Genomic DNA, 23,907 nt, shown 5'->3' on the forward strand with positions numbered 1-23,907 from the left:
TCCATGCGCATCCTGCACATCCTCGACCACTCGCTGCCCCTGCACAGCGGCTACACGTTTCGCACGCTGGCCATCCTGCGGCAGCAGCGCGCGCTGGGCTGGCATACGTCGCAGCTCACCAGTGCCAAGCAGGGACCGTCCGATGGCCCGCAGCAGCTGGTCGACGGCTGGCATTTCTACCGCACGGCGCCCGATGCGCGCTGGTGGGCGCGCCTGCCCGTGCTGCGGCAAGTGGCCGTCATCATCGGCCTGGCCATGCGCTTGCGCCGGCTGGCGCAACGCCTCAAACCGGACATCCTGCATGCGCATTCGCCCGCGCTGAACGCCATCGCCGCCCTCAACGCGGGGCGCGCGCTGGGCATCCCCGTCGTGTATGAAGTACGCGCCTTCTGGGAAGACGCGGCCGCCGACCATGGCAGCAGCCGGCCCGGCGGCCTGCGCTACCAGCTCACGCGCGCGCTGGAAACCTACGCGCTGCGACGCGCCGACGCCGTCACCACCATCTGCGACGGCTTGCGGCGCGAGCTGTGCGCGCGCGGCGTGCCCGCGCATAAAATCACTGTGATTCCGAACGCCGTCGATGCGGGCGATTTCAATGTCTCTGATAATCCAGCACTGGCCCGCACGCTGGGTTTGGATGGTCATCCTGTCATCGGCTTCATCGGCTCGTTCTACGCCTACGAGGGACTGGCCCTGCTGCTGCGCGCCATGCCGCGCCTGCTGGCGGCGCAGCCGGCATTGCGGCTGCTGCTGGCCGGCGGCGGACCGCAGGACGCGGCGCTGCGGGCGCTGGCGGCGCAGCTGGGCATAGCCCACGCCGTGGTGTTCGCGGGCAGAGTGCCGCATGCGCAGGTGGCCGCCTATTATCAGCTGGTCGACATCTGCGTGTATCCGCGCCTGCCGATGCGCCTGACGGAGCTGGTGACGCCCTTGAAACCGTTAGAGGCGATGGCGCAGGGCCGCCTCGTGGTGGCGTCCGACGTGGGCGGCCACCGCGAACTGGTCGACCATGGCAAGACGGGCATGCTGTTTCGCGCCGGCGACGCCGGGGCGCTGGCGCAAGCCATACTGGCCCTGCTGCTGGCGCCCGCCAGCTGGCCGGCGCTGCGGCAGCAGGCGCGCGCCTTTGTCGAGACGGAGCGCAGCTGGGGCGCCAGCGTGGGCCGCTATGCGCCCGTGTATGCGCGGGTGTCGGCGGAAGCGGCGGGAGCCGTGCCATGATCTTCACGGGCCTGCGCATCGCGCTGGTCGGCCCGCTGCCGCCGCCGGCCGGCGGCATGGCGAATCAAACGGCGCAACTGGCGCACAAGCTGCGCGAGGACGGTGCGCAAGTGCAGTTGCTGGCCGTCAACGGTCCGCATCTGCCGCCCTGGCTGGCGCGCATCCGCTACCTGCGGGCCGCGCTGCGCCTGCCCCTGCTGCTGTGGCGCTTGTGGCGTACGGCCAATACGGTCGACCTGTTCCACATCATGGCCAATTCCGGCTGGTCCTGGCATTTGCAAGCCGCGCCGGCACTATGGATCGCCAGCCTGAAAGGCAAGCCTGCCCTGCTCAATTACCGGGGCGGCGAAGCGGCGGCCTTCCTGGCCCGTTCGCCGCGCCTGGTGGCATTCAGCCTGCGCCGCGCCAGCGCCATCGTCGTGCCATCGGCCTATCTGGCCGGCGTCTTCGAGCAGTACGGCCATACAGCCCACATCGTGCCGAACATGGTGGACTTGCAGCGATTCAGGCCGGCCACGCCACGCACAGCAGCCGCAGACGCCCCGTGCATCCTCGTGGCGCGGCACCTGGAAAGCCTGTACGACAACGCCAGCGCCGTGCGCGCCTTCGCCATCGTGCGCGAGGCGTTTCCTGCGGCGCGCCTGGTGCTGGCCGGCGGCGGGCCGCAGCGCGCGTCGCTGGCGCGCCTGGCCAGGTCGCTTGGCATGACCGACGCCGTGCGTTTTACCGGCCCTGTCGACAATGCCGCCATGCCGGCCCTGTACCAGGCAAGCGACATCGTCCTCAATCCCAGCCTGGCCGACAACATGCCCAATTCCGTGCTCGAAGCGCTGGCCTGTGGCGTGCCGGTCGTCAGTACCAACGTGGGCGGCATTCCCGCCCTGCTGCAGGACGGCGTGACGGCGCTACTCGTGCCGCCCGGCGACCCTGCCGCCATGGCGCACGCCATCCTGGCGCTGCTGCGCGACCCGGCGCGCACGCGGCAGCAAGCGCAGGCGGGCCTGGCGCACGCCGCCACCTTCGGCTGGCCCGACATCGCGCCCAGGCTGGCCGCCCATTACCGCCGCATCCGCGCCGCGCCGCCCCCCGGCGCCTACACGCGCCTCGTCGCCCACTGGCTGTTTCCCCTGCATGAATGGTGCAAGGGCCACCACAGCGCGCGCCTGCTGCGCCGGATGGAACGCTCGCAATGGTGGAGCGCCGAGCAACTGCAAGAGTGGCAGCTGGCGCGCCTGCGCGCGCTCCTGCGCCATGCGGGCGATCAGGTGCCCTACTACCGCGCCTTGTTCACCCGCTGCGGTTTCGACCCCGAGCAAGTCAGGCAACTGGCCGACTTGTCGCGCTTACCGCTGCTGAGGAAGCGCGACATCGCCGCCGCGCGAGACAGCTTTAAATCCACCCGCGCCGTGGGCCTGCGCCCGTTCGCCACGGGCGGCTCCAGCGGCGAGCCGCTGCAGTTTTTCCTCGGGCGCCGGAGGATCAGCCACGATATCGCCGCCAAGTGGCGCGCCACGCGCTGGTGGGGCGTCGACATCGGCGACCGCGAAGCCGTGCTGTGGGGCTCGCCCATCGAGCTGCACGCGCAAGACCGCGTGCGCCGCCTGCGCGACGCGCTGCTGCGCACCACCCTGCTGCCCGCATTCGCCATGTCGCCAGCGCGCCTGGACGGCTACGTGCAGCAATTACGCCGCTGGCGCCCGCGCATGCTGTTCGGCTACCCGTCGGCCCTGTGCCGCATCGCCAGCCATGCCAGCGCGCGCGCCCTGCCGCTCGACGGCCTGGGCGTGAAAGTGGCGTTCGTCACGGCCGAGCGCCTGTACGACGAGCAACGCTCACAGATCGCCACCGCCTTCGCCTGCCCCGTGGCCAATGGCTACGGCGGGCGCGACGCGGGCTTCATCGCCCACGAGTGCCCGGACGGCGGCATGCACATCACGGCCGAAGACATCATCGTGGAAATCGTCGATGGCCAGGGCCAGCCGCTGCCGCCAGGGGCCACGGGCGAAATCGTCGTCACCCATTTGGCCACGCAAGACTACCCGTTCATCCGCTACGCCACGGGCGACGTGGGCGCGCTGGGCACCGAACCGTGCGCCTGCGGCCGCAGTCTGCCCCTGCTGCAAAAAATCGAAGGCCGGAGCACGGATTTCCTCACGGCGGCCGACGGCACCGTCATGCACGGCCTGGCCCTCGTCTACATCGTGCGCGAACTACCGCAAGTACGCAGTTTTAAAATCATCCAGGAAAGCCTGCTGCGCACGCGCGTGCTGCTCGTCTGCCTGCCGCGCCTGGACGACGCCACGCGCGCCACCATCGTGGCCGGCTTCCAGGCCAGGCTGGGCGCGCAGGTCGATATCGCCGTCGAGGAAGTCGAGGAGATCGCGGCGGAAGCGTCGGGGAAGTACCGCTATGTGGTGAGCAAGGTGGCGTAGGCAGGCTGCCTGCAATGGCCTGGCCGGCAGTTCACCCTATTCAACGGTTAAAGCGTTGAAAAACCGCTTTTGGCGGCGCCGCTGGCGCGGGCCAGGCTTGAGCGCGCGCCAGCCACCGCGCGCAGGCGTTCTTCAAGGTAGGCGCTCACGCGCGGATGCTGGCTGAAGGCGACGTTGAAGCGTATGTGCTGGTCGGGCGTGTCGTTGGCCGAGAACGCTGAGCCGCGCATCAGCAGTATCTTGTTGCGGTAAGCGTCCTGCACCAGCAAGTCCACGTCCAGCCCTTCGGGCATCGTGCCCCACAGGAAAATTCCTGCATCGCCCGGCTGCTCGAACAGCACGCCGGCCGCCTGCAATTGCCGCGTGCTGGCGTTGCGCGCCACCATGATCTTGCGTTGCAGCCGTTCCAGGTGCTTGCGCAGGTTGCCGGCCTTGAGCACTTCCAGCAGCACGTATTCATTCAGCGCAGGCAAGGTCATGATGGCGTGGATCTTGGTGCGCATCAGCAGCTTGAGCAGGGTGGGCGCCGCGGCCAGGTAGCCCATGCGCAGGGCCGGGCTCAGCGCCTTGCACAAGCTCGAGTAGTAGATCACGCCGTCCAGTCCGGACAGCGATGCGAGCCGCGTGCTGTGGCCGTGTTGAAAATGGCCGTGCACGTCGTCTTCGGCGATCAGGAAGCCATACTGCTGCGCCATGATCAGCACCTTGTGCAGGTTGGCGGCGCTGCTGCTCCAGCCGGTGGGATTGTGCAAAGCCGTCTGCATGAACAGCAGGCGCGGACGGTGCATGCGGCAGGCCGCTTCCAGTTCGTCCAGGTCGAGGCCATCGGGGCGGCGCTTGATGGGCACCAGGCGCACGCCGTCCTGGCGCAGCCTGCCGAACATCAGGAAGTATCCCGGGTCTTCCACCAGCACCGTATCGCCGGGCTGCAGAAACGTGCGGCAGATCAGATCGATGGCATGGGTGCCGCCGAAAGTGGTGAGGATGTGGCTGGCGTCCGCGGCGATGCCGATGCCGCGCAACAGCAGCGCGATCTGCTCGCGCAGTTCGGCCAGCCCTTGCGGCGGACAGCGCGAGGCCATGCCGGCCGTGCTGCGCGCCAGGCCACGTTGCACGGCGGCCGCCGGCAGCGCATCCTGCAGCCACGTGGGCGGCAAGGCGCCGCTGCTGGCCAGCAGCACGCCCGGCCGCTGGTCGTTCACTTGCTGGCTCAGCCACACCGGCTCCTGCTCCTGGCCCGCTTCCAGCGCCACCTCGTCGGGGACGGCGCGGCTGGCGTCGGTGGGGGCGCAGACGAAGAAGCCCGTCGTGCCGTGCGTATCGATGACGCCTGCGGCCACCAGCCTGTCATACGCCACTACCACGGTGTTGGTGCTGACCGCGAGCTGCGTGGCGAGCTGGCGGATCGACGGCAGCCTGGTCCCGCCAGGCAGGACGCGTTGCGCGATCTGCTGGCGCAATGCGGCCTCGATCTGCTTGAACAGGGCGATGGGCGAGGAGCGGTCGATGGCGAACATGGTGGCAGTCTAGCGTAAAAACGTCACGGCGAGGACCAGCAGAATGGCCCCCATCGTCAAATTGAATATGCGCTGGTTGCGGGGTGCCTTCAGCACGCTGCGGATCGAAACGCCGAACAGCGCCCACATGGCGTTGCACGGCATGCCCACCACGGTGCCGGTCATGGACACCAGCAGCGCGCTGGCGAGCATATTGCCCTGCGCAGGCATGAAGACGGACGCCATGGTGACCGCCTTGAGCCAGCTCTTGGGGTTCAGCGCCTGAAACAGCGCCGCCTGCGCAAACGACACGGCCTGCGGTGCGCCGGTTCCCGCCACTGACGCGCCGGCAATCTTCCAGGCCAAGAACATCAGGTACAGCGCGCCCGCGATCCGCAGCACCTGCTGCGCCATCGGGTACGCGACGAAGACGCTGCCCAGGCCGACGCACATGAGCATGGTCTGCACGAAGATGCCGGCCTGGATGCCGAGGATCACCGGCAACGCACCGCGATAGCCGAAATTGGCGCCGGTGGTGGCCAGCATGACGTTGTTCGGTCCGGGCGTGGCGGACATCACAAAGCAATAGCTCATCAGGGGCAGGAGATCGGTCATGGCAGGCAGTCGCAGCGTGGAGAAGGCCCCAGTCTAGAAGCGCGGCACGGCAGGGACAAGGCACAAGGCGCCGCATACAAGCACATGCTGTATCAGTCGAACGATTGCTACAGCGGCGATACAGGCCGCAGAGTCAGCGGGTCGTCCGCTGAAAAAACGCACGCTTCATTCCCCGAACAGCTGTCCCAGCCTTTGCTGCTCCCCCGCCGCCACAAAGCACGCCCCCTGCCAGCGCTGCGTGCGCAGTGCCTGCGCAGATTCGGGCGCACACCACGGCGGATACACGCGCAGCGCGCGCTTGCCGCCTCTGCCCGCGCGCGACATCACGCCCCGTTCCAGCAGCACCTTGCGCGGAAAAATGAAGAAACCGTGCCGCGCGCCGTCGGCGGCGGCCACGGCGATGATGACGACGTCGACGGGGTCCGCGTCATCGAGCGGGGCGATCTCGGCGTCTGGATGGGGACGCTTCCAGACGGTGACGAACTGGCCGGTTTTCGTCGGCGTGGTTTTGGCCACGCGCAAGACCAGGCGCTTGCCGTGCAGTTCGGCGCGGCAGGCGCCGTATTGCGCGCTTTCCGCTTCCGGCACGGGCGCTCGTGGCAAGCCCAGAAAGGCCCAGGGACTGGCCTTCATTGCGCGCTGAACTCGGCTGCGGCCTTGGCCGCCCACAGCGCTTCGGCGTGGCTGGCGAACGGGCTGTCGTAGCCATCGACTTTGCCGTCTTCATCGACAAAATACAGCCACCAGCCGTCGGCCTGCTCGCGAATGGCCGTGTGGCCCGGCGCGCAGTGGGTTTCGATGGACTGGCCGGCCGTCAGGGTGGTGATGGTGATGCCGCGGTGAATGATATGCTGGGGTGCCATGGGAGTGAAATCGTGTGAAAAAATCAATGACCATAGTGTAGCCGCACCCGCCCATCCTGGCCAGTGCGCTACACTGTTCCTTCACACGGAGGACGACATGGCATCACAGCAAGGCACGGTGGATTTTTTGCTCGACCAGATGGCGGGCGCGGGCAGCATCAGCGCGAAAAAAATGTTTGGCGAGTACGGCCTGTATTGCGACGGCAAGATGTTCGCCATCGTCGCCGACGACCAGCTCTTCATCAAGCCGACGGACGCGGGCCGCGCCTGGATAGTCGCGCAAGGCACGCTGCAGGAAGCGCCGCCCTACCCGCAAGCCAAGCCGTATTTCCTCATCGATGGCGGGCTGTGGGACGAGCGCGACTGGCTGAGCCAGCTGGCGCGGCGCACGGCCGATGCCTTGCCGATGCCGAAACCCAAACCGCAGCCCAAGCCCAGGAAGCAAGTCTCAGCTAGTTAAGACGCTGTTTTCGCACACCTTGCCTTCACGGAAGCACGCCAGGTTGTGATATGTGATGGCGGCGATCTCGCGCAGCGCTTCGCTGGTGAAAAAGCCCTGGTGGCCCGTCACCAGTACGTTCGGGAACGTCATCAAGCGCTGGAAGATGTCGTCGTCGATGATGTCGGACGAGCGGTCCTGGAAGAACAGATTGCTTTCCTGTTCATACACGTCGATGGCCAAAGAGCCCAGCTGGCGCGATTTGAGCGCTTCGATGACGGCGCCCGTGTCGATCAGGCCGCCGCGCGAGGTATTCACCAGCATGGCGCCCTTCTTCATTAGCGGCAAGGTTTCTTCGCTGATCATGTGGCGCGTGCTGTCCATCAAAGGGCAATGCAGCGAGACAATGTCGGACTCGGCGAGCAGCCGCGGCAGTTCTACCATCGTGCCCAGCTGCGCGAACGCGGGCGCCGGATATGGGTCATGGCCCAGCACCGTGCAGCCGAACCCCTTGAAAATGCGCGCCGTGGCCATGCCGATCTTGCCCGTGCCGACGATGCCCACCGTCTTGCCGAACAAAGTGGCGCCCAGCAAGCCATCGAGCGAGAAATTACCTTCGCGCACGCGGGCATAGGCGCGGTGCGTGTGGCGGTTCAGGGTTTGCACGAGGGCCAGCGTGTATTCGGCCACGGCTTCCGGCGAGTAGGCGGGCACGCGGGCGACGAACAGGCCCAGGCGTTTGGCCGCTTCCAAGTCGAGGTTGTTGTAGCCGGCGCAGCGCAGCAGGATGGCGCGCACGCCGTAGCCGTGCAGGGCTTCGAGCACGGGCGCGTCGAGCACGTCGTTGACGAAGACGCAGACGGCGTCCGCGCCTTGCGCCAGGACCACGGTTTCCTGGCTCAGCAAGGCGCTGTGGTAGACCAGTTCGATGCCGGCGGAATCGGGTTGGGACGGCAAGGCTTCATCGAAGAAACGGCGGTCGTAGGGCTGGCTGGCAAAGAAGGCGATTTTCATGGGGCGTCCTGGAACTTGCTGGATGGCAAAACACCATCATAGCGCAAGCGCCCTGCCCCACGATGTACGCCTGGCTCTCTTGGCCGCCTATTGGGGTTCGCGGGGCAAGGTCAGCACGTGGCGCAGATACGCCGTTTCCTCGGCGTGCTGCGCATGATAACGCTCGCGCGCAACGCGCATGGCCGCCTGGTGGGCCGCGATGCCGCTTTCCGTCAGCTCGACGCCGAAGTCCGCCGACGGCTGCTCGGGGCCGCCGAACAGGCGCGCCAGGATGAAGCGGCCCACATTGTCGCGGTAGTGCGACGCTTCCCAGTAATAGCGCATCGCGCCCGCGCCCGTCACCTGCGGGATAGGCTCGCTGGTGACGCTGTTGAAGCCGGAAAAATCAACCAGGCGCACGTCGCAACCCAGGCGCCGGTAGCGCCCGGCCATCTGCGCCAGGTCGCGCTGCCAGGTTTCCATGGCGTCCCACTTGCCGCGCCAGTACAGGGCGTCGAGCGTGAGCGCGTGCGTGGGATTGATGTACAGGCGCAGGCGCGTGCCGCCACGGCACAGCTTGCCGACGCTGGCATCGAAGGCTTGCAGCGCGGGTGCGGTCGGGCCCAGGCCGTCGCCGAATTCCTGCAGGCGCGGCTTGAAGGCGCGCGCCGTGCCGACCCAGACGCGGTTGCGGCTGGTGAGGCAGGACTCGTCGCGCTGGCCGTACAGGGCCAGGCTGGACAGACAGACGCCGTCATAGGTGCCGCTGAGGATGCGCCAGCTGTCCTGGGTCATGTCGACAGTCAGGCCGCGCTTGATGTTGAGCAAGGCGCGCCGCGCGAAAAACGCGGGGCCGGGGTCCGTCAAGCCCGGCTCCACGCCGGCCGAGCCCAGTTCCAGCGAGAACGAGGGCGCGTCGATGCCCCACACCATGGTATCGACATGGCTGACCGTGGCCGCGTGCTCGGCCAGGCGAATGGCCTCGCCGATCGAGGCGCCCGAGACAGCGCTGTTGAAGACGCTCTTGCCATGGAACAAAGTACGCATGCTGCTCGTTGGTAACCCCATTTCCGTGCGCGAATTGCCGATGTAGACGATGGCGGGCCGGTAGCGCGCCACCGCATACGTCTTGCTCCACACGCTGAGTTTTTCGGTCGTCGGCCGCAATCGCTGCAGCAGCGGGCTGTCCCACTGGTGCAGCAAATAGGGATCGACGTGGTAATTGACGGTGGAAACGAGGGCCAGCGCGACCAGCGCGCAGGCAAGGAAGATGGCGAGGTAGCGGCGGGCGTTGGTATCCATGGTCGGCATTGGAAGTAGGGAAATGGCATTGCAGCGTCTTGCATCAACGCCGGATCAGCGGCCCGTCCAGCACGCGTTCCGTATAGGCCGCTTCGCGCGCATGTTCCAGGCGATAGCGGTCGCGCGCGGCGCGCGTGGCCGCGTGGTGGGCGTCGACGTTGGCCTGCGTCAGTTCCACGCCGAAATCGGCTGGCGGCGGCGTGTCGCCGCCAAACAGGCGCGCCAGGATCAAGCGGCCCACATTGTCCCGGTAGTGCGACACTTCCCAGTAATAATGCATGTCGGGCTTGCCGCTGACGAGCGGGGTCGCTTCCGTCGTGATGCTGTTAAAGCCGGAAAAATCATACAGGCGCACGTCGCAGCCCTGCTGGCGGTGGCGCTCGGTGATCTGCACGAGGCCGCGCTGCCAGGCCTGCATGGCCTCCCACTTGCCGCGCCAGTGCAGCGCGTACAGGGTCAGCGCGTGCGTGGGGTTGATGTACATGCGCAGGCGCACGCCGCTACTGCACAGCTTGCCTATGCTGGCATCGAACGCGGGTATCGAGGGCGGCGTCGGCCCCAGGCCATCGCCAAATTCCTGCAGCCGCACGGGAATGGCGTCCTTCGTTCCCAGCCAATGCCGTATCCCCTTGATGGTGCAGGTCTCGTCGCGCTGCCCATACCGGGCCAGGTTGGAGCGGCAGACATCGCCCGCATTGCCGGTGAGGATGCGCACGCTGTCCTCCGTCATGTCCAGGGTCAGGCCGCGCTTCAGGTTGACGAGGGCGCGCTGGGCGAAAAAGCCGTGCCGGGCGCCCGTCAGGCTGTCTTCCACCCGCGCCGCGCCCATGTCCAGGGAAAACGTGGGCGCGTCGACGCCCCACACCATGGTCTCGACGCGGCTGACCCTGGCCGCATGCTCGGCCAGACGGATGGCGTCGCCGATCGAAGCGCCGGACACGGCGCTGTTGAAGATGCTCTTGCCGTCGAACAAGGCGCGCACGCCCGTCGGCAAGCCCAGTTCCGTGCGCGAATTGCCGATGTAGATGATGGCCGGCCGGTAGCGCGCCACGGCATAGGTCTTGGCCCAGGCGCTCAGCTTTTCATTCAACTGGCGCGGGCGCTGCAGCAGGGGACTGTCCCACTGGTGCAGCAAATAGGGATCGACCTGGTAGTTCAGCAACGAGATGCCGCCCAGCACCAGGAAGACACAGGCGAGGAAGCAAACAAGATAGCGGCGGCCGGCGGTATCCATGGTCAGAACTGGAAGTAAAGAAATTCGGTGACCCGGTTCATGCCGAAGATGCAGGCAACGAACAGCGCGGCCAAGCCCACGCTCCAGCGCGAGGTGGGTCGCCAGCTGAAAACCCAGCGCCCTGCGGGCTGAAAGATTCGTTCAATCGCAGGCTCGTAAAGAAAGAATATTTCTTGCGTATTGGGCGCCTTGAACGCCAGCAGCATCGCCGCCAGCAGCACGGGCAAGCCGGGCCCTGCCAGTTCGATCCAGCGGATGCCGTCGAACGCGGGATGCATGCCCCACTGCGCCAGGCTGGATGCCTGGCTGGCCAGGCCGCGCGGCAGGCTTACGCCGTTCGCGCCCACCAGCGCGCCCGCGATATCCCAGGCCGTGGCCACGTCGGGCGCGCGGAAGAAGACCCAGGCCAGCATGACGGCAAGAAAAGTCAACACGGTTGGCCACCAGCGCAGCCAGCAGTACCCCGGCGCCGCGCCAAACACCCGCTGCCACGCCTGCTGCAGCACCAGGTACAGGCCGTGCAAGCCGCCCCAGATGACAAACGTCCAGCCGGCCCCATGCCACAGGCCGCCCAGCAGCATGGTCAGCAGCAGGTTGCGGTAGCGCATGGCCTCGCCGCGCCGGCTGCCACCCAGCGGGATATATAAATAGTCGCGCAGGAAACGCGACAAGGTCATGTGCCAGCGGCGCCAGAAGTCGGCGATATTGGCCGCCTTGTAGGGCGAGTTGAAGTTCAGCGGCAATTTCACGCCGAACAGGCGCGACAGGCCGATGGCCATGTCGGAATAGCCGGAAAAGTCGAAGTACAGCTGGAACGTGTAGGCCAGCACGCCGATCCACGCTTCGATCAGGGTCGGCTCGGCGCCGGCCGCGAAGATGGGGATGGCCAGCGGCGACAGGTTGTCGGCGATCAGCACTTTTTTTGCCAGGCCTATCGTGAAAATCGACAGGCCGATGGCGAAATTGGCGGCGCGCGGGTGGGTATTGGCGGGGTCGGCGAACTGCGGCATCATGTCGCGGTGATGCAGCACGGGGCCGGCGATCAGGTGGGGGAAATAGCTGACGAACAGCACGTAATGGATGAAACGGTATTCACGCACCTCGCCCCGGTAGCAATCGACGAGGAAGGCGATCTGCGTGAAGGTAAAAAACGAGATGCCGATCGGCAGGATGATGTCGAGGCCGTGCCATGGCAGGCTGGCAGCGCCAGCACCAGCGGTCACGGCGACGGCATTGACGCTGTCGATGAAGAAATTCGCATATTTGTAGTAGGCGAGCAGCCCCAAGTTCAGCACCAGCGCCACGACCAGCGCCCGCTTGCGGGCCGCTCCCGCGCGCGCGCCAATCAGCCGCCCGGCGCCATAATTGACGCAGATCGACGCCAGCAGCAGCGGCAGGTAGCGCACGTCCCACCAGGCATAGAAAAACAAAGACGCGAGCGCCAGCCAGGCGGCTGGTGCCAACGGGCGCCAGCCGAGTGCCAGGCCCCCGCTTGCGGGGTTCAGGCGGTCCAGCAGAAAATAGCCTGCCAGTACGATGGGCAGATAGCCGAACAGGAAGGCGAAGGAGTTAAACAGCATGTTGCCTCCTGGCAGGCTGCGACTGCGTCTGGCAGTAACACTCGGCAATCTGGGCCGCCACCCGTTCCCACGTAAAACGTTCCACCAGGGCTTGCACGCGCGAGCGCTCGGGCGGCAGCGCCAGCAGTTCGAGGATGGCCTGGCGCTGCGCGGCGCCATCGTCCCAGCGCACCTTGCGCAGCGCAAACGCGGAATCGGGCAAGTCCAGCGCGCTTTGCGCCGTCATGACGACGGGCGTGCCGGCCGCCAGCGCTTCGAGCACGCTCAAGGGAAACACCTCGCCCTGGCTGGGCAAGGCCGCCACGGCCGCCGCATGGTAGGCGCTGGCCAGCAACGGGTCGGCATGGTCGAGCGCGCCCAGCCAGCTGACGTGCGGCAAGTCCAGCAGCAGCTGCAGATACGCCTGCTGTTCGCGCGGCGCGGCGCCGATCAGCACCAGGGGCAAGCCGGCGCCCGTCAACGCCTGGGCCAGTCCCAGCTGGTTTTTATACGGCGAAATACTGCCCACCATCAGCACGAAGAGCCCGGCGATGCCCGTTTCGCGCAGGAACAGGTCGCCATTGGCCGTAAAGAAATGCGGGTTGATGCCATTTGGCAAGACGCGGATGGCGTCGGCCCGCATGCCGAACCCTTGCACGATGGCGTCGCGCTCGGCCTCGCCCAGGGCGATCACCACGTCGGCCAGCTGCAAGGCGCGCCGCGTTTGCGCATAGCTCGTTTGCACCATCCATTCCGTCAGGCGCCCCGCCAGCCGGTCGGCCAGCCGCGCGCGCCAGGCGCTGGAGCGGCCCCAGCCCGGCGACAGCAGCGGCGAGAGCACGACGGGCACGCCTTGCTCGCTGGCCATTTCCATGATGCGGTAAGTGCCATTGCTCGCCGAAAACACGTGCAGCACGTCGAAATCGGCCAGCCGCTGATGGTTGGCGTCGACCAGTTCCACCTCCAGCGGACGCGCCGGCTGCTGGGGCAGCCGGTTCAGCGCGGCAATGGTTTCGCGTACCTGGATCTGCAAGCCGCCGTCGCGCTGGAACAGCATCGGGTAGGACAAGATACCGACACGCATGGTCATCCTTTCGTGCATTTGACTGCCAGCCACCGGCCAGCCAGCTTGCGTTGCAACAACAGAAATTCTCCAGCGAGCTCATGCTTCAACAGGAACAGACCGGCCAGCCAGCACAGCAAGGTGGCCAGCGCCGTGCCCATCAGCGTCAGCAGCGCCGGGGTGTCCGTTGGCAGCCACAGCAGCGAAGCGACGGGCGCGACGGCGCTGACACCGCAGAGCAGCAAACTCTTGCGCAGTGCCCGCGCCAGGATGCACCAGTCCAGCGCGCTCAAGCGCCGCAGGCAGCGGTAGTTCAGCCAGCTGCGCAGTACGTTGCTGAGCACCACGGCCCAGGCCACGGCCACGAGGCCGAACGGCGCCGCGGCCAGCAGCAGCGCCACTTTGATGACGCCAGCGCAGGCATCGAGCCGCACCTGCGCATGCAGCTGGCCCGTCGCCACGAACAGGTAGCGAGCCATGCTGAACATGCTATAGACGGCCGAGGACAGGCACATGATGCGTATCAAGGACACACAGCCTAGCCATTGCGTGCCATACAACACCTTGACCAAGGGCAAAGCCATGCAGGAGAGAAAGAGAAAAAACGGCCAAGCCAGCGCCGTCATGTAGCTGATCGTGCGCAAATACACGAGTTCCGCCCCGCCCTGCCCCGCTTGTCCTCCACTTTCGCGCGCGCGAGCCGCGAACAGGGGAAACACGACGGGAGAAATCGCGCTGGTGATGGCCTGGTTAAAGATATTCAGCACGCTTTGCGCCTTGCCGAACAGGGCCAGGCTTTCAATGCCGATCAGCTTGCCGATGATGAGGTCCGGCGCCGCCACGCCCGCCTCGTCAACGAGGCCGCCCCCCGTCGCATACGCGCCAAAGCGGGCGATATCGCCCATGCCGCGCCGTCCCGGCAGCCACGGCAGCTCTGCAGGCCGCACCAGCAGGCTCACCAGCAGCGAGGCGCAGGAACCGGCCAGCGCCGCCCACACCATGCTCATGTAGCTGTAGCCCTGCAGCGCCAGCAGCACGGCCACCAGCAGGTTGACGACGCTATTGGCCGCGTTGATGGCATAGATGGCGCGAAAGCGCAGTTGCCGGCGCAGCATCGGTAACGTTAATGCGCTGAAAGGTATCAGCAGGAAATTGATTGCCAGCAAGCGCAGCACGAGGGTCACCCGGGGTTCGCCATAGAAATGCGCGAGCGGCGCGCTGGCCAGCAGCACCAGGCCCGCCAGCAGCCAGGCGACAAGCAGGCTGGTGGCCAGCGCGGCGCGCAATTTCACCGTATCGAGCTGTTTTTCCTGGATCAGGTATTGCCCCACGCCAAAGTCGCGCACCACTTGCGCCAGCGCCACCAGCACGGCGCCCAGCGAATACACGCCCACTTCGGCCGGCGTCAGCAAACGCGACAGCACCATGGTGGCGACGATGCCCAGCAGCAGTACCGTGTATTTCTCGGCGAACGAAAAGAAAAACGAATGGCGGGTGGCGCTCATGCGGGCCGCCCGCGCCTACACGAGGCCGGCGTAAAACGCGCGCAGCTGGCGTTCCAGGCGCGGCATCGAATAACGCTGCACGGTTTCCTCGCGCGCCAGCCGTCCCATGCGGGCGCGCCGGGGCGCATCCAGCAATAGCTGCGCCACGGCCGCGCAGGCGGCGTTCTCGTCGTCGAGCGGCAGCAGCAGCCCGCCTGCGCTATCGTGCAGGATATCGTGGGTGCCAGGCACGTCCGTCCCCACGGCGGGCACGCCGCAGGCCATGGCCTCGATGGTGGCGATGCCGAAGCCTTCGTTTTTACTCAGCAGCACATGCAGGTCGAAGGCCGGCATCAGCTGCTCGACGCGCGGCTGGAAGCCGGCAAACACGACCCGATCCTGCAAGCCCGATTGCTGCGCCTGCAGCCGCAGCATGGCTTCCAGCGGCCCCGTGCCCACCAGCACTAAATATAGATTGGGAAATTGCGCGGCCAGCCTGGCGAACAGGGCCAGCAGCGCCTGCGGGCGCTTTTGCGCGGAGAGCCGGGCCACGCAGCCGAGCACGAGCGCGTCCGGCGGCAGCCCGAGTTGCTTGCGCGCCAGTATCCGCCGTTCTGGAGAGACGATAAAAGTATCCGTGTCGACACCATTGGGAATGACGGCCAGCCGCGTTTCCGGGTTCAGCATGCCGCGATACAGCGCGAGGAAATGCCGCATGGCCGACGGCGACACGGCATACACGCCTTTGACGGTGCGAAACGCTTCCTGCAGCCGGGGCCGCTGCCAGTCGCTGAACGCTTCCAGAGGAAACGCGTTGTGCACGCTGATCACGGCCGGCAACCGGCATTGCCGCGCCAGCCACAGGATGGAAGCGCCATAGCTGGTCCAGCAAAACGCCACATGGACGAGGTCGGGCCGCAGCCGCCGCAGCCGCCACGCGCCCGTGACCCTGGCGCGCAGCCAGTTCCAGCGCCGCCAGGCCCAGTGTTCGAGAAACAAGGGCGGCTCGTACACGCGCACTTGCAGATGCTGCGCGCGCAAACCTTGCACCCAGGCAGTAAAACCGGGAAAGCGCCGCAGGGCAAGCACGCTGTCATAGCCGCTCGCGCCCAGCACTTTCGCCTCTTGCGCCATGCGCAGCTCCATGCCGCCCAGTTCACCCGAATAACTGCTGATGACGATGCGCGGCAAGCGTTTGCGCCGTCCGCGCCACGCTTCATGGAAGAAACCGCGCAGCCAGGCTCGTTCCCACTGGTGCAGGAACAGGTCGGCGTGGTCGCGCCGCAGCCAGGCCCGCACGGCGCCGAGGGAGTCGCGCACGTATCTGGCCAGCATCCAGCGCGGTACGCCGAGCAACTCCACGCTTGGTGCAAATGTCGCCAGACGGCATTGGCCCCGGCCAAACAGCATGGCGCGGCGCAGTATCCAGGCGCGCTGCACTTGCGGGGCGCGGATGATGTGCGCCACTCTCGCTTGCGGACAGAACCAGGAAGGATTGCCGGCCGCATGCATCTCCAGGTTGAGCCGGGTTTCGCTGCCCATGGCGTAGTTGGCCCCCTGCGGGCCGATGCTTTCGTCATAGCGGGCGCCCGCCTCGAAGATGCGGCGGCGTATCGCCATGTTGGCGCCCCAGACCAGGCCCGGATAGATGGGCGCGTCGCGCAAGTCGGGGCTGGTGATGCCCCACGTCAAGCCAACGGGAGTCAGGCGCAGCAGCCAGTCTTGCGGTTGCTCACGCCAGGCGGGCACGATGGCGCCGCCGAACAGGGCGTAGCCGGGGTGATCGCGCGCGCTGTCCTGCAAGCGGTACAGCCAGTCCGATGCGGGCATGGCATCGTCGTCGCCAAACACGAACAGCTCGCCGCCATCGCCGCTTGAACGCAAGGCATGTTCGACGGCCCCGTTCAGGGCGGGACTGCGGCCGCGCCGCGCCACGTAGACGGAACGCAAGGGCAAGCGGCCGCGAAAGGCGGCGATCACCTGGGCCGTGTCATCCGTGCTGCCATTGTCGGCGATGATCAGGCGCCAGCCGCCCACGGGGGCTCGCAACCCCATGTAGGCGCGCAATACCTGTGGCAAGGTGCCGGCGCCATTGTAGGTCGCCATGAGAACGGTCAACAAGGACATGCCTCCTTGGTCTTACCATGACAAAACTATGTACTCAAGCAGTGTTGATCCAGTGTACTGAGCCTGCCCGCCTGCCCGTTGACAGGCATCAAGACCTTGCCAACCCGGGCACAACCAGGAGCGTCTCCCTTCATGCGCGACATACTGATTACCATCATCATCCTGGGCTCCCTGCCCTTCATCCTGAAGACACCGGCCACCGGCGGCCTGATGTGGGTTTGGGTCAGCGTGATGAACCCGCACACGCAGGGCTGGGGCTTTGCCACCCACATGCCGTTCGCCTTCATCATCGCCATCGCCACCCTGATCAGCCTCGTCATGACGCGCGAGCCGAAAAACCTGCCGCTCACGCCCGTCAGCGTGCTGCTGCTGTTGTTCGTCATGTGGATGAATGTCACGGCCCCGTTCGCCCTGATTCCGGAATCGTCATGGGTGCAGTGGAACAAGGTGATGAAGATCATGCTGATGAGCTTTGTCATCATGATGGTGATACGCACGCGGCGCGACATCGTGCGCCTGGTCTGGGTGCTGGTGGGATCGATCGGCTATTACGGCGTGAAAGGCGGCATCTTCACCATCCGCAGCGGCGGCACGGACCGGGTCTGGGGGCCGGAAGAAACGTTTATCGGGGATAACAATGCGTTGGCCCTGGCCCTGATCATCACCATCCCCCTCATGTATTATCTGCAGCAAAACACGGACAAACGCTGGGTGCGCCATGGCTTGTCCGCAGCGATGCTGTTGTCGGCCCTGGCGGCGCTGGGCTCGTATTCGCGCGGCGGGCTGCTGGCCATTGCCGCCATGGGCCTCTTCATGTGGCTGAAAAGCGACCGCAAGATGGTGCTGGGCGCGCTGCTCGGCGCCGTCGCGCCGCTGCTGCTGGCCTTCATGCCCGAGCGCTGGGCCGAACGCATGGACACCATCAACACGTATCAGGACGATGTCTCCGCCATGGGCCGCCTGAATGCCTGGCGCATGGCCTGGAACCTGGCGCGCGACCGTTTTCCCGGCGGCGGCTTCGACGTGTCCGACGCCGCCATCTTTGCCCGCTATGCGCCCAACCCCATGGACGTGCATGCGGCGCACAGCATCTATTTCCAGGCGCTGGGCGAACACGGCTTTGTCGGCTTGCTGATTTACCTGGCGCTGGGCATCGCCACCTGGCGCACGGCCGCCGCCATCATCCGCCGCACGCGGGGCAAGCCCGAACTGCGCTGGGCGCACGGCCTGGCCACCATGAGCCAGGCCAGCCTGATCGGCTTTGCCGTGGGTGGCGCCTTCCTCAGCCTGCTGTATTTCGACATGCCGTATTACCTGATGGCCGCCCTGATCGCCACGCGCATCATCATCGAGCGGCAGGTGCCCACCCTCACCTCTACTTCCCGCCAGGCCAGGCCCCGGGCCGCCATCGTGGAGCAGCCATGACAGCCACCTTGTCCATCCTGATCTACCACCGCGTGCTGGCGCGGCCCGACCCGCTGTTTCCCGGCGAAGTGGACGCCGTGCTGTTCGAACGCCAGCTGCGCTTGTTGAAATGTTTCTATACGCCGCTATCGCTGTGCGATGCCGTGCAGCGCTTGCAGAACGGCAACCTGCCGCAGCGCGCCGCCTGCATCACCTTCGACGACGGCTATGCGGACAATGCGCAAGTCGCCTTGCCGCTGCTGCAGCGCCATGGCATGCACGCCACGTTTTTCATCGCCACGGGCTACCTGGACGGCGGGCAGATGTGGAACGACACGGTGATCGACGCCGTGCGCCAGGCGGCCGGGCCCGTGCTGGACTTGCGCCAACACGAGCTGGGGACGTTCCCCGTCGCCAGCCTGGCGCAGCGGCAAGCTGCCATCGCCACCCTGCTGGGGCAGCTCAAATACCTGCCGTTCGCCAGGCGCCAGCAGCTGGCCATGCGGATACGCCGCCAGGCGGGCGTCCTGTCAGGTCCGCCCGCCATGCTGAGCACGGCGCAGCTGCGCCAGTTGCATGCGGCCGGCATGGAGGTGGGTGCGCACACGGACAGCCACCCGATTTTGTCCACCTTGCCGGACCACGCCGCGCGGCAAAACATCGCCGACGGCAAGCGCCAGCTGGAAAGTCTGATCCAGGCGCCCGTCACTCTGTTTGCATATCCGAACGGCAAGGCCGGGCGCGACTATGGCGCGCCGCACGTGGCGATGGTCAAAAGCCTCGGTTTCAAGGCGGCCGTGGCCACGGACTGGGGCGTGGCGCGCCCCGGCGCGGGGCTCGACCTGTTGCAGCTGCCCCGCTTTACGCCGTGGGATCGAGGACGCCTGGCGTTTCTGTGGCGCATGCGGCAAAACCGCCGGCAAGCGCCCCCAGCGCGCCCGGATGCTGGCTGAGCCACTGTTCCAGCATCAGCAGCAGCCAGACCATGGTGCCGTGATAGGCCGGATGTTCCGCCAGCAAGCGCCCTTGCAGATCGTCGATGAAGGCGGGCCGCACGATGCCGCGCCCGCGCAGCTGCATCAGGTTGTCAAACGCAAACTCGCGCAGCGGCGGATGGCTGTGCAGCCACAGGCCAAAGGGCAAGCCGAAGCCGTGCTTTTTCTTGCGCACGATGGCCGGCGGCAAGATTTCCGCCAGCGCCCGCTTGAAGAAGGGCCGCAGCCGCATGCCGTCGAGCTTGTCGCGTGGCGCCAGGCGGGCGGCAAATGCGACCATCGCATCGTGCAGGAAGGGAAACGCCGCTTCCACGCCGGCCAGCTCGCAGGCCTTGCGCACCTTGAACAGGTCGTTGTCGGCCAAAGTAAAACGCATGTCGAGCGCCAGCAGTTCATTGATCTGGCTCAAGCCCTGGCCTTGGCGCTCCCAATACGCGCCATTCACGCAACCGGGCGCCATGCCCGGGTCGATGGTGTCGATGAAACCCGCTTCCAGCACCGTGCGGTGGCCATGGCGCAGCAGCAGGTTGTAGCTGTCAAGCCGGGCCGGCAGCGGCAGGCTCGCCAGCTCGATATAACGGCGCGCCTTGTCGCCCAGCCGCCACGACTTGCCCGTGCGTTCGCGGAACAGCAGCGGTTCGATAATGGCCTGGCGCAGCATGGCGGGCAAGCGCTCGTATTGCGACAGCAAGGCCTGGTGCGCATAGCGTTCATTGCCGCCAAACAGTTCATCGCCGCCATCGCCACCGAGCAAGCGGGTTACGCCATCCTCGCGCGCCATCTGTGCGCAATAAAAGGCGGGAATGGCCGAGGCGTTGCCGAAAGGCTGGTCGAAGATGGCCGCCATGGCGGGAATGGCGGCCAGCACGTCGGCTGGCGTCACGTAGCGCTCATGGTGGATACTGCCCGCGTGGCTGGCGGCCAGGCGCGCATAGGCCATTTCGTCATAGCCGGGCGCGTCAAAACCGATGGAATACGTGCGCGCGGGCCGGCCCGTCACTTGCCCCATGATGGCGGCCACGGTGGAACTGTCTGTGCCGCCGCTGAGAAACGCGCCCGTGTCCGCCCCATCCGCACCCAGGCTGCTTTCCACGGCCTGGCGCAGCAGGCGCAGGAATTCCTGCTTGTTGCTGGCAAAGCTGGCCCGCGTGCGCGCCGCGCCCGGCTCCTGGAAGGCCAGTTGCCAGTAGCGGCCCTTGCATTGCTTGCCGCCGCGCACATGCAGGTATTCGCCGGGCAGCAAGCGCTGCTGGCCCAGGTAAGCCGTGGCCGGGCCAGGCACCATATGGAAGAACAAGTAGTGATACAGCGCCTGCGGATCGAGCGCGCCCCGTACGGTCGGATAGGCCAGCAAGGCGTCATGCGAGGAGGCAAAGAACAGGCCTTGCGCATTGCTCACATAGCTGAGCGGATGCATGCCGGCGCGGTCCACGGCCAGCAGGGCCGAGCCGGAAAAGGCGTCGAGGATGGCCAGCGAGAAAGGCCCGGACAGGCTGGCGCAGGCCGCCACGCCCCGGCTCAGCCACAGGGACGCTAGGCGGCATGCCACGTCGTCGGCCGAGCCGTCAAGCATGGGCCGGCCCCAGATGGCCACTTGCAAGCCATCCTGCTGATACAGATGGCGGCTGCCGTCGATGGCGGCCACGGCCACGCCGCCCACTTCGCTCACGCTGGCAATCAGGGGGGCGCTATCGAAACGCGACAGGGGCGCGGCCATGCTTGCCAGCGCGCTCGACGCTGCGCCATCGGATGCCGTGCCGGCGGTACCCACGCCGCCAGGCGCCGCCAGCCAACCGCACAGGCCGCTCATACGAGCACCTCGGCCGGCAGCGGATGGCCAAGAAAGGCCGTCGGACTGGCCGTCAAGCCATACGCGCCCGACTGGAACACGACCACCAGATCGCCCTCTTCAGCGCGCGCCATCTCCATCTGGTCGGCCAGCAAGTCCAGCGGCGTGCACAACGGCCCCACGACGGACGCTACTTCACGCGGCCCGCCGTGCAGCCGGTTGCCGATGGCGACCGGGTAATTCTTGCGGATCAGCTGGCCGAAATTGCCCGAGGCCGCCAGATGATGGTGCAAGCCGCCATCCGTGACGAGAAATACTTGTCCATGCGACACCTTGCGCTCGATTACCTTGCACACATACACGCCCGACTCGGCCACCAGATAGCGGCCCAGCTCCAGGTTCAGGCGCGCGCCGGGCGCCGCCTGATCCAGGATAGCGAGTTGCCGCTGCAAGCCGTCGGCCACGGGCGCCAGGTCCAGCGCCTGGTCGCCGGGAAAATACGGCACGCCGAAGCCGCCGCCGATATTCAGGGTGCGCAAGGGCGACGGCGCGCTGTCGGCCAGTTGCAGGGCCAGTTGCACGCTCAGGGCCTGCGCTTCGGCCAGGGCCACCGCTGACAGGCTTTGCGAGCCCGCATACAGGTGAAAACCGTGAAAATCCAGCCCCAGCTGGCCAATGCGGCCCAGCAGCGCCGGCACGAGGGCCGCATCGACGCCAAACGGCTGCGCGCCGCCGCCCATGCGCATGCCCGTGCGGCGCAAGGCGAAATCAGGATTCACGCGTACGGCCACCCTGGCCGTCATACCCAGACGTTCGCTGGCCAGCGCCACCCTTTCCAGCTGGGCGCCCGACTCCACGTTGATCAGCACGCCAGTGGCCACGGCCCGCGCCAGTTCGCCATCGCTCTTGCCCGGCCCCGCAAAACTGATGCGCTCCGGCGCCATCGGCGTATCGAGCGCCGTGGCCAGTTCGCCGCCCGACGCCACGTCGATACCATCGACCAGGCCCGCCAGCCATTGCACCACAGCCGGCATGGGGTTGGCCTTCATCGCGTAATGGACATGCACGCCAGCGGGCAAGGCGGCGCGCAATTCCGCCACCCGGCGCGTGATGTACGCGCGGTCATAGGCATAGAACGGCGTGCCGCCCACCCTCTGGGCCAGCCGGCGCAAAGAAATACCGCCGACCTGCAGCATGTCGCCGTCCATGGCAAACTGCCGGCCCAGGGCCGAATGCAAGGGCAATTCCGTACTGTTCGAGCGGATCAAGTCCTTCATGCCGCGTCTCCTGTTTGGACCGCATACGCGCGCGCCAGTTCCCGGGCCAACAAGGGGCGGTCGATCTTGCCGTTCGGATTACGCGGCAGCACGCCGTCGCGGATTTCCACCCACAGCGGCACCATATAACTGGGCAGGCGGGCGCGGCAGGCGGCCAGCACGCTGTCGCGCTGCAATTCCACACCGGGCGCGGGCGTGACGAGCAAGGCGATGGCCTGGCCCAGCACGGCATGGGGCAGACCCAGCGCGGCGGCATCGCCCACCAGCCCGCTCGCATACACGATCTCCTCGATCTCGGCCGGGCTGACCCGGTAGCCCGACGTCTTGATCATGTCGTCGCTGCGCCCGACGAAATACAGATAGCCATCCGCATCGCGGCGCACCGTGTCGCCCGACCAGACGGCCAGTTCCGGCAGCACCAGGCCGCTTGCCTGCGGCGGCAACGGTTTGAAGCGTTCGGCCGTGCGCACCGCATCGTTCCAGTAGCCGAGCGCCACCAGCGCGCCGCGATGCACGAGCTCGCCCGGCTCATCGGCGTCGCACGCGCTGCCGTCGGGACGCAGCACCAGCACTTCCGCGTTGGGAATCGCTTGCCCGATGGAATCGGGGCGCCGCTCCAGCTGTTCCGGCGCCAGATAGGTCGAGCGGAACGCTTCCGTCAAGCCATACATCAGGTAGACCTGCGTGCGCGGCAACGACTGGCGCAGCTTGTCAAGCGTGGAACGCTGCATCACGCCGCCCGAATTGGTGATGTAGCGCAAGGGCGTGGACAAGGGCCAGCTCAGCTGCGACAGCTGCACCCACAGCGGCGGCACGGCGGCCAGGCCCGTAATGGCTTCCTGCTCGACGGTTTCGACGATATCGCGCAGCAGCAGATAATTCATCAGCACGGCGCAGGCGCCGCTGGCAAACGCCGTCGTCAGCTGGCTCAGGCCGTAATCAAAACTGAGCGGCAGGACGCACAGGATGCGGTCCTGCGGCGTGTTGCGCAGATAACCCGACACGCTGAGCGCGCCCGCCAGCATGTTGCGGTGCGACAGCACCACGCCTTTCGGTCGCCCCGTGCTGCCCGAGGTATATAAAATGGCGACCATGTCCATGTCGATCGCCGCGTGCGGCTGCGGCACGCCAGCGGCGGGCGCAGTGCTCCACGGCAGCAGGCGCAGCTTGCCCAGGCTGGACTCCGCCTCCCCTTCGCCCGTCAGCAGCACCGTCCGCAAGTCCGGGCAGGCGGCCAGCGCCGGGCCCAGCTGCGCCAGGCGTTCGCGCGAGGTGACGAGGATGGCCACGTTGCAGTCGGCCAGGATATACGCCACCTGGTCCGGCTTGAGCAGCGGATTGACGGGCACGAATACGCCGCCGGCAGCCGCCGCGCCAAACATGGCGCTGACGTTTTCCGGGCGTTTCTCCAGGTACACGGCCACGCGCGCGCCACCTTGCAAGCCCAGGGTCAGCAGGGTCGCGGCCGCCTCGCGCACGGACTGCGCCAGCGCGCCATAGCTCAGCTCCTCGCCCTGCCACGACAGGGCCGGCGCGTGGGGGGCGCGCTGCGCCGTTTCGAAGATCAGATCGTGTATCAGTGTCGCCATCGTGTCGCCCCAGGGTTGCCATGAT

Annotated in this window: 19 protein-coding genes; 5 read left to right on the top strand and 14 right to left on the bottom strand. The window is 66.7% G+C overall.

Translation table 11 applies throughout. From position 1 onward, the window contains the following. Positions 1–3 precede the first annotated feature (3 nt). Together ACQ4WO_RS06930 and ACQ4WO_RS06935 are read left to right on the top strand one after the other, a co-directional pair. Positions 4–1,221 (top strand): TIGR04063 family PEP-CTERM/XrtA system glycosyltransferase, encoded by a 1,218-nt coding sequence (locus ACQ4WO_RS06930; protein WP_436480769.1) that lies wholly within the window; start codon positions 4–6, stop codon positions 1,219–1,221. Next, positions 1,218–3,653 carry a glycosyltransferase gene (locus tag ACQ4WO_RS06935; RefSeq protein WP_436480770.1) on the top strand — a complete coding sequence of 812 codons (2,436 nt, stop codon included), beginning with the start codon at positions 1,218–1,220 and terminating at the stop codon, positions 3,651–3,653. The genes ACQ4WO_RS06930 and ACQ4WO_RS06935 overlap by 4 nt, the downstream gene beginning before the upstream one ends. Before the next feature lie 47 nt (positions 3,654–3,700). Here the strand turns inward: ACQ4WO_RS06935 and ACQ4WO_RS06940 are convergent, their stop codons facing one another. From ACQ4WO_RS06940 to ACQ4WO_RS06955, 4 genes are all read right to left on the bottom strand, one after another. Beyond that, the gene (locus ACQ4WO_RS06940) at positions 3,701–5,170 is read right to left on the bottom strand and encodes an aminotransferase-like domain-containing protein (protein WP_436480771.1); all 1,470 of its coding nucleotides are present in this window, start codon (positions 5,168–5,170) and stop codon (positions 3,701–3,703) included. A gap of 9 nt (positions 5,171–5,179) precedes the next feature. After that, positions 5,180–5,764, bottom strand: coding sequence for a LysE family translocator (locus tag ACQ4WO_RS06945; protein ID WP_436480772.1), 585 nt, complete (start codon positions 5,762–5,764; stop codon positions 5,180–5,182). A gap of 165 nt (positions 5,765–5,929) precedes the next feature. Further along, positions 5,930–6,397: a MepB family protein gene (locus ACQ4WO_RS06950; RefSeq protein WP_436480773.1), complete on the bottom strand. Its 468-nt coding sequence runs from the start codon at positions 6,395–6,397 to the stop codon at positions 5,930–5,932. Beyond that, a complete protein-coding gene (locus ACQ4WO_RS06955) occupies positions 6,394–6,627 on the bottom strand; it encodes a hypothetical protein (protein WP_436480774.1) in 234 nt (77 codons plus the stop codon). The genes ACQ4WO_RS06950 and ACQ4WO_RS06955 overlap by 4 nt, the downstream gene beginning before the upstream one ends. A 97-nt stretch (positions 6,628–6,724) precedes the next feature. On the opposite strand from ACQ4WO_RS06955, the gene ACQ4WO_RS06960 reads away from it, so the two are divergent. Continuing rightward, the gene (locus tag ACQ4WO_RS06960; RefSeq protein WP_436480775.1) at positions 6,725–7,087 is read left to right on the top strand and encodes a TfoX/Sxy family protein; all 363 of its coding nucleotides are present in this window, start codon (positions 6,725–6,727) and stop codon (positions 7,085–7,087) included. Here the strand turns inward: ACQ4WO_RS06960 and ACQ4WO_RS06965 are convergent. The 7 genes from ACQ4WO_RS06965 to ACQ4WO_RS06995 all read right to left on the bottom strand — a co-directional run bounded on the left by ACQ4WO_RS06965 (position 7,076) and on the right by ACQ4WO_RS06995 (position 16,822). Beyond that, positions 7,076–8,080, bottom strand: a complete 1,005-nt coding sequence (locus tag ACQ4WO_RS06965; protein ID WP_436480776.1) for a 2-hydroxyacid dehydrogenase — start codon at positions 8,078–8,080, stop codon at positions 7,076–7,078. The genes ACQ4WO_RS06960 and ACQ4WO_RS06965 overlap by 12 nt on opposite strands. An 87-nt stretch (positions 8,081–8,167) precedes the next feature. After that, positions 8,168–9,361, bottom strand: a complete 1,194-nt coding sequence (locus ACQ4WO_RS06970) for a hypothetical protein (RefSeq protein ID WP_436480777.1) — start codon at positions 9,359–9,361, stop codon at positions 8,168–8,170. A gap of 43 nt (positions 9,362–9,404) precedes the next feature. Continuing rightward, a complete protein-coding gene (locus tag ACQ4WO_RS06975) occupies positions 9,405–10,595 on the bottom strand; it encodes a hypothetical protein (protein WP_436480778.1) in 1,191 nt (396 codons plus the stop codon). 2 nt (positions 10,596–10,597) lie between these two features. After that, positions 10,598–12,175 (bottom strand): MBOAT family O-acyltransferase, encoded by a 1,578-nt coding sequence (locus tag ACQ4WO_RS06980; RefSeq protein ID WP_436480779.1) that lies wholly within the window; start codon positions 12,173–12,175, stop codon positions 10,598–10,600. Beyond that, positions 12,165–13,238 carry a glycosyltransferase family 4 protein gene (locus ACQ4WO_RS06985; RefSeq protein ID WP_436480780.1) on the bottom strand — a complete coding sequence of 358 codons (1,074 nt, stop codon included), beginning with the start codon at positions 13,236–13,238 and terminating at the stop codon, positions 12,165–12,167. Before ACQ4WO_RS06985 ends, ACQ4WO_RS06980 begins: the two co-directional genes overlap by 11 nt. A gap of 2 nt (positions 13,239–13,240) precedes the next feature. Continuing rightward, positions 13,241–14,722 carry a lipopolysaccharide biosynthesis protein gene (locus ACQ4WO_RS06990; protein ID WP_436480781.1) on the bottom strand — a complete coding sequence of 494 codons (1,482 nt, stop codon included), beginning with the start codon at positions 14,720–14,722 and terminating at the stop codon, positions 13,241–13,243. A 15-nt stretch (positions 14,723–14,737) separates the two neighbouring features. Next, on the bottom strand, positions 14,738–16,822 hold the full coding sequence (locus ACQ4WO_RS06995) for a glycosyltransferase (protein WP_436480782.1): 2,085 nt from the start codon (positions 16,820–16,822) through the stop codon (positions 14,738–14,740). 138 nt (positions 16,823–16,960) lie between these two features. Here ACQ4WO_RS06995 and ACQ4WO_RS07000 point away from each other — a divergent pair, with 138 nt between their 5' ends. Further along, complete coding sequence (locus ACQ4WO_RS07000; protein WP_436480783.1) at positions 16,961–18,253, top strand: putative O-glycosylation ligase, exosortase A system-associated; 1,293 nt, start codon at positions 16,961–16,963, stop codon at positions 18,251–18,253. Further along, positions 18,250–19,185, top strand: coding sequence for a polysaccharide deacetylase family protein (locus ACQ4WO_RS07005; protein ID WP_436480784.1), 936 nt, complete (start codon positions 18,250–18,252; stop codon positions 19,183–19,185). The genes ACQ4WO_RS07000 and ACQ4WO_RS07005 overlap by 4 nt, the downstream gene beginning before the upstream one ends. Here the strand turns inward: ACQ4WO_RS07005 and ACQ4WO_RS07010 are convergent. Genes ACQ4WO_RS07010 through ACQ4WO_RS07020 form a run of 3 tightly spaced genes read right to left on the bottom strand, consistent with a single transcriptional unit; the run spans position 19,094 to position 23,882 of the window. After that, positions 19,094–21,037: an asparagine synthetase B family protein gene (locus ACQ4WO_RS07010; protein WP_436480785.1), complete on the bottom strand. Its 1,944-nt coding sequence runs from the start codon at positions 21,035–21,037 to the stop codon at positions 19,094–19,096. The two genes, ACQ4WO_RS07005 and ACQ4WO_RS07010, sit on opposite strands and share 92 nt — an antisense overlap. Next, positions 21,034–22,293 carry a pyridoxal-dependent decarboxylase, exosortase A system-associated gene (locus ACQ4WO_RS07015; protein ID WP_436480786.1) on the bottom strand — a complete coding sequence of 420 codons (1,260 nt, stop codon included), beginning with the start codon at positions 22,291–22,293 and terminating at the stop codon, positions 21,034–21,036. The genes ACQ4WO_RS07010 and ACQ4WO_RS07015 overlap by 4 nt, the downstream gene beginning before the upstream one ends. Continuing rightward, positions 22,290–23,882, bottom strand: a complete 1,593-nt coding sequence (locus ACQ4WO_RS07020; protein WP_436480787.1) for an acyl-CoA ligase (AMP-forming), exosortase A system-associated — start codon at positions 23,880–23,882, stop codon at positions 22,290–22,292. Before ACQ4WO_RS07020 ends, ACQ4WO_RS07015 begins: the two co-directional genes overlap by 4 nt. Between the last annotated feature and the right edge of the window lie 25 nt (positions 23,883–23,907).

Source organism: Janthinobacterium aestuarii, from assembly GCF_051380835.1.
Lineage (GTDB): Bacteria > Pseudomonadota > Gammaproteobacteria > Burkholderiales > Burkholderiaceae_D > Janthinobacterium > Janthinobacterium aestuarii.